General features: G+C 63.4%; 16 protein-coding genes. 5 read left to right on the top strand and 11 right to left on the bottom strand.

Annotated features, from left to right (window positions below):
• Positions 1 to 35: 35 nt before the first annotated feature.
• Genes OKA05_RS18970 through OKA05_RS18950 form a run of 5 tightly spaced genes read right to left on the bottom strand, consistent with a single transcriptional unit; the run spans position 36 to position 4,914 of the window.
• Positions 36 to 614 (bottom strand): hypothetical protein, encoded by a 579-nt coding sequence (locus OKA05_RS18970; RefSeq protein ID WP_264488761.1) that lies wholly within the window; start codon positions 612 to 614, stop codon positions 36 to 38.
• Between the two features lie 6 nt (positions 615 to 620).
• Positions 621 to 1,805, bottom strand: a complete 1,185-nt coding sequence (locus tag OKA05_RS18965; protein ID WP_264488760.1) for an ABC transporter permease — start codon at positions 1,803 to 1,805, stop codon at positions 621 to 623.
• A gap of 46 nt (positions 1,806 to 1,851) precedes the next feature.
• Entirely contained in the window at positions 1,852 to 3,018 is a 1,167-nt protein-coding gene (locus tag OKA05_RS18960) for an ABC transporter permease (protein WP_264488759.1), read from the bottom strand.
• A 1-nt stretch (position 3,019) separates the two neighbouring features.
• Positions 3,020 to 3,706, bottom strand: coding sequence for an ABC transporter ATP-binding protein (locus tag OKA05_RS18955; RefSeq protein ID WP_264488758.1), 687 nt, complete (start codon positions 3,704 to 3,706; stop codon positions 3,020 to 3,022).
• Positions 3,703 to 4,914 (bottom strand): efflux RND transporter periplasmic adaptor subunit, encoded by a 1,212-nt coding sequence (locus tag OKA05_RS18950; protein ID WP_264488757.1) that lies wholly within the window; start codon positions 4,912 to 4,914, stop codon positions 3,703 to 3,705. Before OKA05_RS18950 ends, OKA05_RS18955 begins: the two co-directional genes overlap by 4 nt.
• Positions 4,915 to 5,074: 160 nt before the next feature.
• On the opposite strand from OKA05_RS18950, the gene OKA05_RS18945 reads away from it, so the two are divergent.
• From OKA05_RS18945 to OKA05_RS18925, 5 genes are all read left to right on the top strand, one after another.
• Positions 5,075 to 5,386 (top strand): outer membrane protein assembly factor BamB family protein, encoded by a 312-nt coding sequence (locus tag OKA05_RS18945; RefSeq protein ID WP_264488756.1) that lies wholly within the window; start codon positions 5,075 to 5,077, stop codon positions 5,384 to 5,386.
• A 235-nt stretch (positions 5,387 to 5,621) separates the two neighbouring features.
• The gene (locus OKA05_RS18940) at positions 5,622 to 6,008 is read left to right on the top strand and encodes a DUF1428 domain-containing protein (protein WP_264488755.1); all 387 of its coding nucleotides are present in this window, start codon (positions 5,622 to 5,624) and stop codon (positions 6,006 to 6,008) included.
• A gap of 24 nt (positions 6,009 to 6,032) precedes the next feature.
• The gene (locus OKA05_RS18935) at positions 6,033 to 6,428 is read left to right on the top strand and encodes a YciI family protein (protein WP_264488754.1); all 396 of its coding nucleotides are present in this window, start codon (positions 6,033 to 6,035) and stop codon (positions 6,426 to 6,428) included.
• Complete coding sequence (locus OKA05_RS18930) at positions 6,428 to 7,711, top strand: RNA polymerase sigma factor (RefSeq protein ID WP_264488753.1); 1,284 nt, start codon at positions 6,428 to 6,430, stop codon at positions 7,709 to 7,711. The genes OKA05_RS18935 and OKA05_RS18930 overlap by 1 nt, the downstream gene beginning before the upstream one ends.
• Positions 7,712 to 7,770: 59 nt before the next feature.
• Entirely contained in the window at positions 7,771 to 9,558 is a 1,788-nt protein-coding gene (locus OKA05_RS18925; protein WP_264488752.1) for a sulfurtransferase, read from the top strand.
• An 81-nt stretch (positions 9,559 to 9,639) separates the two neighbouring features.
• On the opposite strand, the gene OKA05_RS18920 is transcribed toward OKA05_RS18925, so the two are convergent.
• The 6 genes from OKA05_RS18920 to OKA05_RS18895 are packed head-to-tail and all read right to left on the bottom strand — an operon-like array spanning position 9,640 to position 14,812.
• Positions 9,640 to 10,314, bottom strand: coding sequence for an HAD family hydrolase (locus tag OKA05_RS18920; RefSeq protein WP_264488751.1), 675 nt, complete (start codon positions 10,312 to 10,314; stop codon positions 9,640 to 9,642).
• Between the two features lie 45 nt (positions 10,315 to 10,359).
• Positions 10,360 to 11,829 (bottom strand): glycosyltransferase family protein, encoded by a 1,470-nt coding sequence (locus OKA05_RS18915; protein WP_264488750.1) that lies wholly within the window; start codon positions 11,827 to 11,829, stop codon positions 10,360 to 10,362.
• Positions 11,826 to 12,272, bottom strand: coding sequence for a GNAT family N-acetyltransferase (locus OKA05_RS18910; protein ID WP_264488749.1), 447 nt, complete (start codon positions 12,270 to 12,272; stop codon positions 11,826 to 11,828). The genes OKA05_RS18915 and OKA05_RS18910 overlap by 4 nt, the downstream gene beginning before the upstream one ends.
• Positions 12,269 to 13,174: a glucosyl-3-phosphoglycerate synthase gene (locus tag OKA05_RS18905; RefSeq protein ID WP_264488748.1), complete on the bottom strand. Its 906-nt coding sequence runs from the start codon at positions 13,172 to 13,174 to the stop codon at positions 12,269 to 12,271. The genes OKA05_RS18910 and OKA05_RS18905 overlap by 4 nt, the downstream gene beginning before the upstream one ends.
• Positions 13,175 to 13,177: 3 nt before the next feature.
• Positions 13,178 to 14,029: a hypothetical protein gene (locus OKA05_RS18900; RefSeq protein ID WP_264488747.1), complete on the bottom strand. Its 852-nt coding sequence runs from the start codon at positions 14,027 to 14,029 to the stop codon at positions 13,178 to 13,180.
• 6 nt (positions 14,030 to 14,035) lie between these two features.
• Positions 14,036 to 14,812, bottom strand: a complete 777-nt coding sequence (locus tag OKA05_RS18895; RefSeq protein WP_264488746.1) for an Hsp33 family molecular chaperone HslO — start codon at positions 14,810 to 14,812, stop codon at positions 14,036 to 14,038.
• Between the last annotated feature and the right edge of the window lie 5 nt (positions 14,813 to 14,817).

The raw sequence follows: 14,817 nt of genomic DNA, 5'->3' as shown, positions 1-14,817 counted from the left end.
GGGAGGTCAGGGCTGCTTTCGCCTGCCGTTTCGGCTCATTTCAGGTCGAGACGCTCCAGTTTCGATGCCCGGAGCGTGTAGGAGGCACTGAGATCGTAGGAATAGCCCCGTCCTCCCTGGGACTCGGCGATGGTTACGACCGGGGGAAAGCCTTCTGTGCCGAGGCGATCGGGGCCGCTGCCCGTCGCCGCGGTGAGCTTCGCGGAAATTCCGGCATCCTTGCCGGTCGCGGTGAACTGGCGGCTGTCCGAAATGTGCCACGAGTCGCCGGTCCGTTGGAGCAGGAAAAGCACGCCCGTCACCGAACGGGTTGCTTCGGTGGGCGGGAGCGCTTTGACGAAAACCAGCGCGTGGGAGTCGTTCGCCCACACGGCCTCGCAAGACTCGATGGTCTTGGCGAGCACCGGTTTGCCGTCCTGCGGGTCTTCCGATTGTCCCAACTCGGGAACGGTAAACAGCACCGACAGGTCACTCCCGGAGGCGGCGGGCTGAAATCCCTTCGCCGCTTCCACGAAATCTTCGACTGACTCGAAGGGTGCCTTCCGCGAGAATTCGCCCGCATCGGCGGACGAAAGGAGAGCTCCGAGGAGGAAGGTGGAAATGAAGATTCTCATCGGGATTCAGGTCTCCCGCAGCGCTGCGGCGATCGGCAGCCGGGCCGCGCGGATCGCGGGGAATAATCCGCCGAGCAGGCCGAGGATGGTGGCCCAGACGATCGCGGTGACCAACAGGACGGGCGTCACGGCGAAGGCGAAGGTGACTTGGCTGAAGGTTTGCCAGTTGATGGTCGAGGCCTGGTAGCCATCGAAGGCGAGCCAGGCGGCACCCGCCCCGAGCACGCCGCCGACGAGGGCGATGACGATGGATTCGGCGAGCACCGAAATCACGATGGCGCCTGAACCGAAGCCGAGTGCCCGCAGGGTGGCGATCTCGCGGGTGCGGGCGGAGACGGCACCATACATGGTGTTGAGCGCGGCGAAGAGCGCGCCGAGGGCCATCATTCCCGCGATCGCCACGCCGATGCCCGTGACAAACTCGGTCATCATGGTCGATTGCTCCGCGAAGAATTCATCGAGTGTGAGGACCTTCACCTTGAGCTGCGGATTGATGGTGAGCGCGTCCTTGAACCCGTTGAACGACGCGGGGTCGTTCAGGCGTGCGTAAACGGACTGGTAGCCGTCGCGGTTGTAGGCGGGCATCAGTACATTGGAGTCGCACCAGATTTCGGACTCCGCAGAGCCACCGCCGGCGCTGAAGATGCCGACGACCTTCCACTTGTTCTTGCCGATTTCGATTTCGTTGCCGAGGTCGAGGCCGGCGAAGGAGCGCGCGGCACCGCTGCCCACGATGATCTCGTTTTTCCCGGTCTCGAAGCGACGGCCTTGAAGGAGTTCGACCTTGCCCCGCACGTCGTAGCTCGCGGCGCTGACCCCGCGCAACGGCACGTTGGCGTCGGTGCCGGTGGAGCGTTTGGGCAGGTTGATGATGACGAAGAGCTCGGGGGAACTCAGCGGCCCGGCCGCATTGCGGGCGACGCCGGGGGCCTCGGCGATCAGCCGCGCCTCATCGCGCGAAAGCCCGCTGTTCATCTCCGTGTCCGCACCGGCGCGAAGGACGATGGCGACGTCTTTCGCCCCGCTGGAGTTGAGGGTCCTTTGAAAGCCCGCGGCGATGGCCAACACGCCGACGAGCACGAGCACCACGCCCGCGATGCCAACCGCGGCGGTGAGCGCGGATCCCTTGCGCTCCGGGATGGTGCGCAGGTTGTAGCCGACGACGGCGAAGATTTGCGAAAGCCAGTTCATGGCAGAGGTGATCGGTGGACGGTGATCAGTGATCGGTGGAAAGACATCAGTTCCTCCTTAGCGCGGTGGCGATCTGGAGGCGCATCGCCTGGATCGCGGGAACGGCTCCGGCGAACAGGCCGAGGGTGATGGCGAAGGCCGCTCCCATGATGAGGTCGCGATTGGGAATGACGAAGACGGGAAGCATCTGCGGCGCGGGGCTGCCGCCGAGCGTGATCAGCCACGCGACGCTGAGACCGGCGAGACCGCCGAGCGAGGCGAGAAGGCATGACTCGATGAGCACCAGCACCAGAACGAGGCCGTTGGGAAAGCCCATCGCCTTGAGCACGCCGATCTCCTCGGTGCGCTCGCGGACGGATTGGCTCATGGTATTGCCGGCGACCAGCAGGATGGTGAAAAACACCGCGCTCACCACCCCGGCCACGATCTTGCCGATGTCGCCGACTTGCGACGCGAAGCCAGCGGCGAATGCGCCTTCGGCCTCGGCTTTCGTTTCGTAGGGCGAGTTGGCGAATTGCTCGTCGATGCGCTTGGCGACTTCCGCGGCCTGATCCGCGCTCTTCGCCCTCACGCCGAACCATCCGACCATGCCTTTGCGCTCCTGCCGAGCCTCCTCGAAGTAATCGTAGCGGAAGATGATTCCCGTTTCGTCAGCGCCCTTCTTGCCCGCGGCATAGGTGCCGACGATCTCGAAGTTCCACTGGTCCTGGCCTTCCGGCTGTCCCCAGATCGGTGAGGTGAAGGGGATCTTGTCGCCGATCTTCCAGCCTTCGCTCTTGGCCATGCGGTCGAAGGTGGTCTTGCCGACGATGGCACCCTGGCGCGTCTGCTTCCACTTCGCCAGGACATCGGGCGTGACCACGACCTCGGGATAGACGTTGAGATATTTGTCGGGATCGACCGGGAAGGTCGCGATGAAGTTCTTCGGGTCCTTGTAAATGCCGCCGAACCAGGTCAGCGCCGCGACGGCATCGACGCCCGGCATGGCCTCGATCTTCGCCTCGTAACTCTGCGGCAGGGGCTGGATGAGCGAGACCTTGTGGCGGACGATCAGGCGGTCCGCACCGGCGATCTCCACGCCACCGAGGAACGCCGCCTTGATCGCGGCGAGGAAGCCGAAGAGCAGGAACGCGACGAAGATGGAAAGCAACGTGAGCGTAGTCCGCAGCTTCTTGCGCTTCAGGTTGCTGAAGACGAGAGCGAGGTATTTCATCTTATGCGGACGCCTCGGTGGAGAGTTGGCCCTTGTCGAGGTGCACGGTCCGGCTTGCCCGCGCCGAGGCATGCGGATCGTGGGTGACCATGATGATGGTCTTGCCGTGCTCCTTGTTCAGCGCCTGGAGCAGCGAAAGGATCTCATCGCCGGACTTGCGGTCGAGGTCGCCGGTCGGCTCGTCGCAGAGCAGGATGGTGGGGTCGGTGACGATGCCGCGGGCAATGCCGACGCGCTGCTGCTCACCGCCGGAAAGCGTGCGCGGGTAGTGCTTGGTGCGGTGCGATAGTCCCACCACGTCGAGCGCGACCTTCACGTGCTCCTTGCGCTTGGACTTCGAAAGGTGGGTGAGCAACAGTGGCAGCTCCACATTGCGCTCCGCCGTCAAGGTCGGCATCAGGTTGTAGAACTGGAAGACGAAGCCGACATGCCGTGCCCGCCATGCGGCAAGCTGGCGCTCGGACAGTTGGTCGATCTGCTGGCCGCCGATGGCCACGCTGCCGGAACTCGGACGATCGAGGCCGCCGATGAGATTGAGCAGGGTGGATTTCCCCGAGCCGGATGGTCCCATGAGCGCGAGGAATTCGCCCTCCTGCACTTCGAGGTCGAGCTTCGAGAGGACGTGGATGTCCTCCGAGCCGCGGCGGAAGTTCTTGCTGACTTGCTGGATGCTGACGAGTGCGCTCATCGTTTGGAAAGTTGGACGCGGCTGCCATCCTTGAGGGTGCCGCTGGTGGAAGTGACGATCGTTTCCCCGGAAGAAAGCCCGGCCGATAGGGTGGTTTGGTCGCCTGCTGTTAGAGAGATGGATACGGCGCGGCGCTCGACTTTTTCGCCGGAGATCACCCACACGATGCTGGTGCCGTTATCGTCAAAGACGGCGGACTTCGGGATGGTCAGGGACTTGCCGGCGGGCGCGGATTCGTCACTCTGGAAGGCGACCTTCACCGCCATGTCCGGCAGGACGCGCGGGTCGATTTTCTCGAAGCCGACGCGCACCTTCACCGTGGCCTTTTGCCGGTCGGCAGTGGGGATGATGGCGATGACCTTGGCGGGGATCTTCCACTCCGGGTAGGAGTCGAGCGTCGCCTCGACGGCTTGGCCGGCCTTCACGCGATTGATGAAGCTCTCGTTCACGTCTACCTCGATCTCGAGCGAGGCCATGTCCACGATGGTGCAGATGCCGGTGCGCGTGAAGCCGCCGACCGACATCGGCGAAATCATCTCGCCGGGCTGGGCGTTCTTCGAAGTCACGACGCCGCCGAAGGGCGCGAGGATGATATTGTCCTGCACCTGCTGCTGCCACTGGGCGACTTCGGCCTCGGCCACGGCGATGTCGGCGGTCTGCTTGCGCAGGCGGCCGGAGAGGGACTTGCTGAGGAAATCGGCGCGGTCGAGGTCGGACTGGCTGGAGGCTCCGCTGGAGGAGAGCCGGGTCGCCCGCGCGAGTTCCTTTTCCGCGAGGTCGAAGTTCGAGCGGGTCTCTTCGAGGGCGGTGCGGGTCGCCTCAAGTTGGGCCTCGGCGAGCTTCAGGGCGGCTTGGACGTTGGAGTCATCCAGCTTGGCGAGGAGTTGGCCTTCCTTCACCTCCATGCCTTCGTCAACGAGCACCTCGGTGACCTTTCCGGTGACCTTTGACGAGACGGTGGCGGAGCGCCGGGCTGTGACGTAGCCCGAGGCATTCAGCAAGGTCGCTCGACTGGCTCCATCGCTCTTGAATTCCGTGACCTGCATGGTTTGCACCACGGGGACGGCGGCTTTCTTGGACCAAAAGAACCACCCCGCGCCGCTGGCAGCAAGGATCAGCAAAAGCCACAGCCACCACAAGCCGCCCCGGCTTTCCGGGTGCGACGGGCGATCGATGCGGAGGGCGTCGAGGGATGGCTTCGAACTCATGAGGCCGATCTAACGCCTGCAAACTGCCGCAAGCCAGCGGCAACGCGAGCCGAAAGTCGCCGGGCTGGTGTCAGCGCGGTGCTTCACAGCCGGATCCATGGAAATCTCACGGGGATTTTCCCTTCCACTTTCGCGGGCGGCTGCGCTTGGATGCGGCCCCATGAATCCGCTTCTTATCGGCACCAACGGCAGTATCGCGGCCCTCGATCCGTCCACCGGTGAAATCCTGTGGGCCACCGAGTTGAAGACCCGCGGCCTCATCTCTTCCACGCGTGGCGAGGATGTGTCGGTGATTCTGCGCGATGGCCAGGTCTTCGCTGGATGCAGCGGCCATCTCTTTTGCCTGTCGGTGGAGACCGGTGAAATGCTCTGGCACAATGATCTCAAGGGCTTCGGACACAATGACGTGTCGCTGGCGCTGGAGGGCGTGTCGGTGCAGTACTTGGAGAAGGTGGTGCGGAGGAGTTCTTGAAGGTGCCAACCCGGAAGCACCGCGGGGAAACTGGCTGAAGCCTTTGCCGGTCAGCGATTTGCCATGGTGGAAAGGAACGTTCCTTCACGGGCGCGGGCCTCAAGAACCACGTCGACGGAGTTCGACACGGAAGAGATTCGATGCTTTTTTCGCGTTCCGTGTCCCGGATTCGACACCCCGTTCGTCGTTTCCATGAAATCGCAAAGTATCTAAACCTCAAACCACCACGATCAACATGAGCCTCTATGTCGATGGATTTGTCGTCCCGCTTCCCAAGGACAAGATCGAAGCCTACAAGAAACTCGCCCTCGTCGCCGCCGAGGTGTGGATGGACCATGGCGCGCTCGACTACCGCGAATGCGTCGGCGATGACCTCGAAACGGAGCAGTGCACTTCATTCAGGACCATCGCCGGCTGCAGTCCGGATGAAACGGTGGTCTTCGCGTGGATCACTTATCCTTCCCGCGAAGATCGTGACACCATCAATGCCGCGGTCATGAAGGACCCGCGTCTCGCCTGCTCGATGGAAGATCCTTCCGCGATGCCCTTCGATTGCAAGCGCATGGCCTACGGCGGCTTCACCACGCTGGTGTCCGCCTCCAAGGAGACCGCGACTGCCTGATTCTCCATCTAACAGCTCACTCCCATGAATCACGACACCAACAACGGACACCTGCTGCTATTCCGCGGCACGAACTGGCATCGCGACCTCGCGCCTGAGGAGATCCAACGCATTATGGGCGATTGGACGGCGTGGTTCGATGGCCTCCAGCAGAAGGGCATGATCGTCGCCGCGAGCCCGCTTGAGCGTGAAGGCCACGTCGTCACTGGCGACGCGCACACCGATGGGCCCTTCGCCGAGTCGAAGGAATCCATCGGCGGCTTCTTCATGCTGAAGACCACCACCATGGATGAGGCGCTGGCCATCGCGCGGATGTGCCCGGCTCTGCCGTATGGCTTGAAAGTCGAAGTGCGCCCGGTGGCTCCGGCGTGCCCGGCCGCCCGCATGGTTGAGGAGGCGAAAGCCCACGCGCTGGCCTGATGGACCCCGCCGCGTCACCGGAGATCCCGCGCCTGGCAGAGCACTTGTTCCGGCAGGAGGCGGGCAAGATGATCTCCGCCCTCACCGGGATCTTCGGCGTCCACCGGCTGCAGCTTGCCGAGGATGTGGTGCAGGAGGCGCTGATCCGAGCGCTTCAGACCTGGCCCTACTATGGGGTGCCGGCGAATCCCGCGGCGTGGCTGATGCAGACGGCGAAAAACCGCGCGCTCGACCTGCTGCGCCGCGAGAAGTTTTTCAACGACAAGCAGGACGAGATCGCCGCCTCACTCGAGCGACTGCCCGAGGAGGGGCCGCAATTCGACGATGAAATCCGCGATCACCGGCTGCGGCTGATTTTCACCTGCTGCCACCCGCAGATCCCGCACGATGACCGGACGCTACTCGCGCTGAAAACGTTGTGCGGGTTTGGCATCCCGGAAATCGCCAGTGCCTTCCTTGCCAGCGAGGCCGCGGTGGCCAAGCGTCTGACCCGGGCGAAGCAGAAGATCGAGGACCTGCGGATTCCCTACGAAATCCCGTCGGGGAACGAGCTCGCCGAGCGGCTCGATGCGGTGCTTCAGGTCCTCTACCTGCTCTTCAATGAGGGCTACAAGGCGTCCAATGGCGATGCCCTGGTGCGGGCGGATCTTTGCGAGGAGGCGATCCGTCTCGCCGTTCACCTTGCCGAGCATCCGCGCACGGATTCCCCTCGGGTTCATGCGCTGACGGCGCTGATGCTTCTGAATGCATCCCGGCTGCCGGCCCGCGAAAGTCCGGAGGGCGAATTGCTCACGCTGGAGCGCCAGGACCGCGGCAAGTGGGACCGGCAGAAGATCGCCCGCGGGATGCTGCATCTCGCGCAGGCGACCAGCGGCGAGACGCTCTCCGAATATCATCTCCAGGCCGGTATCGCCGCCTGCCACGCCACCGCGCAGGACGACGCCTCCACCGACTGGACGCGCATCCTTGCCCACTACGATCACTGGATGGCGATGAGCCGTTCGCCGCTGGTGGCCCTCAACCGCGCCGTCGCGTTGGCCAAGGTCCAAGGGGCGGAATCCGCGTTGGAGGCGATCGCCGCGATCTCAGACCGGCGCTTGCTCGAAAGCTACCACCTTTACCACGCGGTTCTCGGCGATCTCGCCCAGCAGCTCGGCCGCGATCACGAAGCTGCCGATCACTTTCGCGAGGCGATTCGTCGGACCGCGGTGGAAGCGGAGCGGGTCTTCCTCACTGAAAAACTGGGCAGCTGCGTGAGGGAAGGGGAGGCGGTCGCCCGCTGAGCCACGATTTGCGGCAATTCCCGCTTTTCCCCGCGGGTTGGCCGTTTCACGGTCCCGGCGTGCCCGCCGTCACGAACATCGCCGCCTACCGCTTCGCCCGCATGGACGGGCTCAAGGCCTTGCGCGAACGCCTGATCGCCTTTTGCAAGGAACGCTCGCTCAAGGGTACCATCCTGCTGGCCCCGGAAGGCATCAATCTTTTCGTGGCCGGATCTGCGGACGCCGTGGAGGATCTCTTGGGAGTGCTGCGGGCGCTGCCGGGGCTCGAGGACTTGGCCCCGAAATACAGCGTGAGCGATGATCAACCGTTCTCCCGCATGCTGGTGCGCTTGAAGAAGGAGATCATCGCCTTCGGCATCGAGAGCATCGATCCCTCGACCTACACCTCGCCGCGGATCGAGGCGAAGCAGCTCAAGCAGTGGCTCGATGAGGGCAAGCCGGTCGTGCTTTACGATACCCGCAACGACTACGAGGTGAAGCTCGGCACCTTCCGCAATGCGATCACGGCGGGCATCGATCACTTCCGCCATTTCCCCGAGGCGGTGGCCAAGCTGCCGCCGGAGATGAAGGACGCGCCGGTGGTGACGTTTTGCACCGGGGGCATTCGTTGCGAGAAAGCCGCGCCATTCATGGAGCAGGCCGGCTTCCGCGAGGTCTATCAGCTTGAGGGCGGCATCCTGAAATACTTCGAGGAAGTCGGCGGCGATCACTATGATGGCGAGTGCTTCGTCTTCGACCAGCGCGTGGGGGTTGATCCGGCGTTGAGCGAAACTGGCTCTGCGGTTTGCTTCGCCTGCCAGACACCGCTCACTTCGGAGGAGCAGGAAGATCCGCGCCACGTGGCAAACGTGTCGTGCCCGCACTGCTACAAGTCGGATGCCGAGCAGATAAAGGAGCGCATCGCCGCGCGACATGAGGCATTGGAGCGCGTGACGAATCCGCTGCCGGGGAGCGTTTCCTACGAGAACCGCCGGCCGATCCGCATTCCGGGCGAGCAGGATGGAAAGACGATTCTTGAGATGCTCGAGAGCGTGTTCGCCCACGCGGATTTCGATTGGAAAGAGCTGTTAGGTAATGGTGGCGTATTTGATCCGCAAGGACGCCCGGCATCACCCGATCAAGTCGTCCGTGCCGGTGAAGAATGGATACGAGTGTTCCCCGGCACCATCGAGCCGGGCGTGAATGTCGCCATCGAAGTGCTCCACGAGGACGCGGCGATCGTGGTGCTGAACAAGCCCGCGCCGCTGCCGATGCATTCGTGCGGTCGCTTTCATCGCAACACGCTCGTTCATTTCCTGCACGAGGCCTGGCACCCGGAGAAGCCGCGGCCGGCGCACCGCCTGGATGCGAATACCAGCGGGGTGGTGGTCTGCGCACGCACCCGGCATTTCGCCAAGCTGCTTCAGCCGCAATTCTCGCGGGGTGAGGTGGAGAAGGTTTATCTCGCCCGTGTCCACGGGCATCCGGTGGCGGATGAGTTCACGGTGGACGCTGCGATTTCGGAAGATGCCTGCGAGGCTGGTGCGCGGGAGATTGCAGAAGAGGGACTGGAGTCGAAGACGGCGTTCCGGGTGATTCAACGCGACGATGATGGAACGGCCTTGTTAGAGGTGCGACCGTTGACGGGGCGGACCAATCAGATCCGCATTCACCTGTGGCATGCCGGGCATCCCATTGTCGGGGATCCGGTGTATTTGCCGGAGGGGAAGCGCGGTGGCACGCAGACCCTGTCGGTGGAGGATCCGCCGATGCAGTTGCACGCTTGGAAGATTGGATTCGTGCATCCGCTGTCGCGTCAGTGGAGTGACTTTACGGCTGCGGCTCCTGCGTGGGCTTTGTTCAAGTAGTGGGGCGGCTTCAGTCCGCACCAACTTCATCGTGACGATTTTCGGCACCGCTCGCCCAGCCAGAACGGCGCAGCCGTTCTGCTACATGCGGCAGAGCTCGAGCAAATAGGAGATCACGGCGTCGGCCCCGCATTCATCGAGGCTTTTTCCGCGAAGCCGCAGGGAGGCTTCATCGCCAGTAAACAAAGCCGTGCGAAAACCGGTGGCATTCGCCGGCTCGATGTCGTTCCGCACGTCGTTGCCGATGTAGAGCGCTTCGCTTGGCTGGATGCCGCGCGCGCGGAGGCGCTCCCTTGCGAGCTCGAACAAATGTGGGTCGGGTTTCGCACGATGTTCGAGGTAAGAGAAGACACAGAGTTCGGGATCGATTCCGAAGTCTGCGAGCGGACTGCCAAGACAGGTCGCCATCACCGGCACAGTGTAGAACTGGGCATTGGATACGAGTCCTAACAGAATCCCGCGAGATGAAAGCTCACGGAGCGTTTCCACTGCGCCGGGCATGGCACTCACGGGATTGACCGCCTGCTCATGCTCCATCGCGAGTTGCTCGACTTCTGAAGGAGAAAGCCCGGGGTGCTTCGCCGCGTGGATTTCGCGGATGTCCACTTCCGGAAAGGGATGAGGGGATGCGGCGTGGGCTCTTTCAATCAAGGCCCGCAATGCCGGATCGGGATGCGTTTCACCTGCCGATGATTTGAGCAAGGTGCCGTAGATGTCGAAGAGAATGGCGCGGGGCGTTCGATGAAAAAAGGGCATGCGCGGGGTGCTTCCGGCTGCCGCACACGGAGTGTGCGGACCACGTTAGGAGAGCAAGAAGTGAAACGATCCTGGCTTCAGGTAGCCGGCGAGGATCTTGTGCTTGGGCACTTCTTCCGGTGCCGTGGGCTTCTCTTGGATCAGCTCGGCGTAGAGCTTTTTCAAGCGCGAGCCGTAGGTGTCGGTGGAGTAGGGCAGCAGGTCGCCGGGCTTGGCGGTCGGCTCGGTGAGCTTCAGCGTGCGTCGCAGCCATGCTCGCGCTGGTTGTGTTTCGGCGCGGATCTCCACCAGGATTTTGTCGGTGCCATCGCCGGCCAGGAGGCGGTGGATGACTTGGCGCTGGAGGTCTTCTGGCAAGTTGCCGAAGTCGAGATGGCCGTCGTGGAGCATGGCCGCGAAGGAACGCTCCAGATGCTCGTTTGACATCGGCTGGTCGTAGCTTTCCAGCGTGGTGCGCAGGCTGCGGATCAAGCGTTGCCGCAAGGTCTCGCGGCCGACCCATTCCACCGGCACCAGCAGCCGGTCGTAAAGCCGGCCGGGCACGATGCCGGCTTCGGAGAAGTCATTCGTCACCGCTGGCAGGTTACGGCCTAACAGCGGCTTGCCGAGCGTGACCGGTTCCAGGAAGCCGAGGCCGAAGCCTTCGGCGACGGACGTGGTGATGCAGTGCGTTGAGTGCCTCAGCCAGCTTGCGAACGTCTTCGGGGCTCTTGGCCCCGGTGATAGCCGCTCGACGACATCGAGCAGCACCGGGAGTCCGGTATCGGTGGCGAAGGCGCGCCACTCGTCATAGACTGCCATCCAGCGCTCGGCATCGGGTGCCAGGCTGACGGCGTAGCGGGTGCCCTTCGGCGACAGGGCCGCGAGCAGGAAGAGTTCGCCGAGATTCTTCCGCCGGATGCCGCGGACGGGGTAGAGCACGAGCGCGCTGTCGGCCTTCTTTTCCAGTGGCTTCACCGTGGCCGGCGGGGTGATGGCATTCGGCAGCAGCACCGAATGCTCGGCAGGCAGCCCAGCGGCGAGGAAATGGCGGCGGTCGCGGGAGTTGAGGAAGGCGTGTTTGATCCGCGGCGAGTGCGGGTAAAGCAGCTCGGCGTCGGCGATGACCGGGTAGTTGATCGGGCGGCCGTCTTCGGCGAGATCGTGGAATTGCAGGACCATCGCTTCGCTCGCCTCGGCGAGCTGCGCCACGACATCTGCGATGACCGTGTTGCGGCCGAGCGAATGATTGTGGAAATGCCAGACCACTGGAGCGGGGCCGAGGGCGTCGGCCACGGCGGCCCGCATTTCCTTCACAAGCTGCCGGGCTTGCGGCCCGCCGGGGTCCGTGTGGTAGCGGAGGCCCTCGATTACCCGCACTGGCAAGCTCGCGCCGCTTTCGTCCGGCTCCCCGCTCAGGATCACGTGACGAATCCCGAGCTCGGTGAGACAGCGTGACGCCGTGTGAATGACGCGCGTCACCCCGCCGCGGTGGAGGTGATAGTGGACGATGGCGACGGAAAACGGAGGGGTCATCGATCGAGCGGGCCGAAGGGTTTGACGAAGTGGAAGCCCCAGATCTCGAAGCCGAGGCGGTGGTAGAGGCGGTGCGAAGCGTGGTTCGACGTGTAGCTGTCGAGCACGGCGAGATTGCAGTCCTTCTCGCGCCCGAATGCCTCGAGATGCTGGATCAAGGCGGTCCCAAGGCCCGACGAGCGGATTTCGGGATCCACCACGATGTTGTCGACTTCCAGGTAGCGTCCGCACCAGACCTTGGTAGCGATCCAAGCGCTGGCGAGGGCCACGAGCTTCCCGTCTAGAAAGGCTCCGAAGGCGTGGTAGTGCGGGTGCTCGGCGAGGATGGTCGCGAAGCGTTGCTGCACGACTTCCGGCGGAACATTCGGGTTCAAATGCGCCAGCAAAGCGGTGGCGGCGGGAATGTCCTCGGCGACGAGTTCACGGATCTCCGGCGGGGTCACGCCGTCTTCCTAGCGCGCTCAGCCGCGGCAGGGAAGCGTTCGCGATACTCCGGCAGCGAAATCATGGGAGGACGTTCCTGCGGGTTGGGTCCGCTCTGAAGGCCAGTGCCTCCGGCCCGGGCGAAAAACGCGTCGAGGATTTCCCCGGACATCCGGCCGAGTTGGGCCAGCGAGCGATTGCGGTGGATGCGCTCGTCGAGGTCGGTCTGGCCGATGGTGCCGATGCCGTGGAGCCGGTGACAGTCTAGCAAGTGGGCGAGTTCCACCCCGTAGCCAGTGGGCATTGCGAACTGCTCCAGCAGCTCGCGCCGCGCCGCATACTCGCCCGCCAATGGCTGGTGAAGGCCGGCCAGTTCCGGGCAAAAGCGTTGCAACAGGGGTCGCACGAGAATTTCAGTCACCCGCCCGCCGCCGCGGGGATCGACGCCCTCCGCGGCGAGCAGCGGGCGCTCGTAGAAGCCTTTCACATATCCGAGGTCCGCGTGGCGGATCAACGGCCCGACCGTGCCGTAGACGAAGCGCGGGTGGATGTTACCTATGTCCCCATCGACGAAGCAGAGGATGTCGCCGGTGAGCTGATAGACGGCTTTCCAGAGGTTCTCGCCCTTGCCGGTGCGTGGGCCTTGAAAGGGGAGGATGTCCGAAGCTAGGATCACCTCGGCTCCCGCCTCGGCCGCCAAGGCGCGGGTCCGGTCCGTCGAGCCGGAGTCAATCACGACCAGTTCGTCGAGCAGCCGGTGCTCATCGAAAAGCGCGGCTTTCAGCACCGAGACCACGCGGGCGATGGTGCCTTCCTCATTGAGCGTGGGGATGCAGAGCGACACCTTCAGCCCGGCTGCCTCCTTCGCCTCGACAAGGGCGGGCAAGTCGGCGAAATCGCGGTGGTGTAAGGTGCGGGGCATCGTTCAGGATTCTGTTCCGATCACAGCATGGACTGACATCTTTCGGTGCCCTCCGGTTGGCATGGGTATCCACTCGGAATAGCCGTGATAACGTTTGCCCGCCAACCTCGGCGCATTCAAGGACCCGACGAGGAAAAAAGGGTCGATTGCAGTTCTTCGGACATTCAATTCGCGGATCATGGGATTCGCTTCGACCTCGCGATGCAGTGTTTCATGTTCCTTGCTCGACTTGAGAAGAGCCTGCTCGGACCTCGCGAAAGCTCTCACAAGATCGAGTTCCCGCCGGTAGTCTCGTCGGACCTTGGCGTCCTTTCGCCACTCCACGCAAAAGACCGCCAGTGCGATGACCACCGGAATTCCGGTCATGAGGCAAGTCGACCGGCTCCAGATCCGAAGTTCACTTTTCCGATAAGCAAGGATGGCCAGCACAAAGCAGGTTAAAAGATACGCAAACGGGAGCATCACCAGTTGCCAGTACTCCGGGTCCCTCCAGTAGATCCACCGGTCATTCACCGTGATGGGAACTCCAGCGATTATGGTGGGAGCGAGGTAGGCTCCGCGCACGAGCAGAAAAAAGAGAAGTAGCGAGAAAACGAAGCGCAGGGCGGGAATGGAGCCCCGCAGGATCAAAATGCCCGGCACCACAAAGATAAGAAGCAGCAGCCCCAAACCTTCGGCTTCCCCTCCAATATAGCTCGTGAGGATCGCCGCAACCGGAAAAAGAAGGGTAAGGAGCCAGCCGAGTGTTTGTGCATACCGGTTGGTCCGCAGGGAAAGATGCCGCTTCCTCTTGGCTTCCTCCAGGATCGCGAGGGTGCTCTCGGAAATCGGCGATGGTGGACCTGCGCGGAGCATCTTGAATCAGATCATATCCCGCGTCACCCGGTATCTCGCCGCGCAGCGGGGGCACTGGACGGTGATCACGTCGGCGTCTTCGAAGAGGTCGTCCTTCCGCTCCCGCCATGAGCCGAGAACGGGCAGGATTTTCCCGAGCGTGCAGCCGCAGTGGAAGTGGAAGCGCCGGGTTTCTAACAGGCTCGTCTCCTCCGTTTCCTCGATCCGCGCGACTTGATCGGCGTCGAGGGCGGCGAGCCATTCCTCGTCGCAATCCGGTTGGGCGGTGACGAGCGTGAAGACTTCGTCGTCGTGGCGGAACATCCGCGCCGGGCGCTGCTCGGACTGCTCGTAGTAGCGCTCGACCCAGTGGCAGGGATCGCGGTCATCGACCTCCAGGGTGGAGAGCCGTGGCTCGGGCTGGTGGCGCGTGGTCGTCTGGGAGTAAAAGTAGTGGCGGTCCGGCTCGCGCACATCCTCGGTGAAAAGGCGACCGACGACGGCCTCCTCGGCGGAGCCGGCGGTGACGAAGACATTCACCCGCGGGGCACGCAGGTTTACGGTCCAAGCGATCGATTCCGCCCACGGCCGGGCGACGGCATGGAGGGTCACGCCCGCGAGGAAGTCCTTGAGCATCTGGTCCAGCTCCGCGGGATGGCGGATGCCGTGCTGCATCAGGTGCAGGTAGTAGTCGGTGTAGATTGGCGCGAATTGCGCACGTAGGATCAAGGCGTTGCGGCGACGGACGAAAATCGATTCGACCCTGACATACTCCTCGATACTGACCTGCTCCGGTTCGGACACGGTGG

It is taken from the genome of Luteolibacter arcticus, assembly GCF_025950235.1.
Taxonomy (GTDB): Bacteria; Verrucomicrobiota; Verrucomicrobiia; order Verrucomicrobiales; family Akkermansiaceae; genus Haloferula; species Haloferula arctica.
Note: the sequence above shows the minus strand (reverse complement) of the source record. Positions and strands in the feature narration are given on the sequence as shown.

Coding starts and splice junctions, on each gene's coding strand:
- OKA05_RS18970 (WP_264488761.1), bottom strand. CDS start 614: ATGAGAATCTTCATTTCCACCTTCCTCCTCGGAGCTCTCCTTTCGTCC.
- OKA05_RS18965 (WP_264488760.1), bottom strand. CDS start 1,805: ATGAACTGGCTTTCGCAAATCTTCGCCGTCGTCGGCTACAACCTGCGC.
- OKA05_RS18960 (WP_264488759.1), bottom strand. CDS start 3,018: ATGAAATACCTCGCTCTCGTCTTCAGCAACCTGAAGCGCAAGAAGCTG.
- OKA05_RS18955 (WP_264488758.1), bottom strand. CDS start 3,706: ATGAGCGCACTCGTCAGCATCCAGCAAGTCAGCAAGAACTTCCGCCGC.
- OKA05_RS18950 (WP_264488757.1), bottom strand. CDS start 4,914: ATGAGTTCGAAGCCATCCCTCGACGCCCTCCGCATCGATCGCCCGTCG.
- OKA05_RS18945 (WP_264488756.1), top strand. CDS start 5,075: ATGAATCCGCTTCTTATCGGCACCAACGGCAGTATCGCGGCCCTCGAT.
- OKA05_RS18940 (WP_264488755.1), top strand. CDS start 5,622: ATGAGCCTCTATGTCGATGGATTTGTCGTCCCGCTTCCCAAGGACAAG.
- OKA05_RS18935 (WP_264488754.1), top strand. CDS start 6,033: ATGAATCACGACACCAACAACGGACACCTGCTGCTATTCCGCGGCACG.
- OKA05_RS18930 (WP_264488753.1), top strand. CDS start 6,428: ATGGACCCCGCCGCGTCACCGGAGATCCCGCGCCTGGCAGAGCACTTG.
- OKA05_RS18920 (WP_264488751.1), bottom strand. CDS start 10,314: ATGCCCTTTTTTCATCGAACGCCCCGCGCCATTCTCTTCGACATCTAC.
- OKA05_RS18915 (WP_264488750.1), bottom strand. CDS start 11,829: ATGACCCCTCCGTTTTCCGTCGCCATCGTCCACTATCACCTCCACCGC.
- OKA05_RS18905 (WP_264488748.1), bottom strand. CDS start 13,174: ATGCCCCGCACCTTACACCACCGCGATTTCGCCGACTTGCCCGCCCTT.
- OKA05_RS18900 (WP_264488747.1), bottom strand. CDS start 14,029: ATGCTCCGCGCAGGTCCACCATCGCCGATTTCCGAGAGCACCCTCGCG.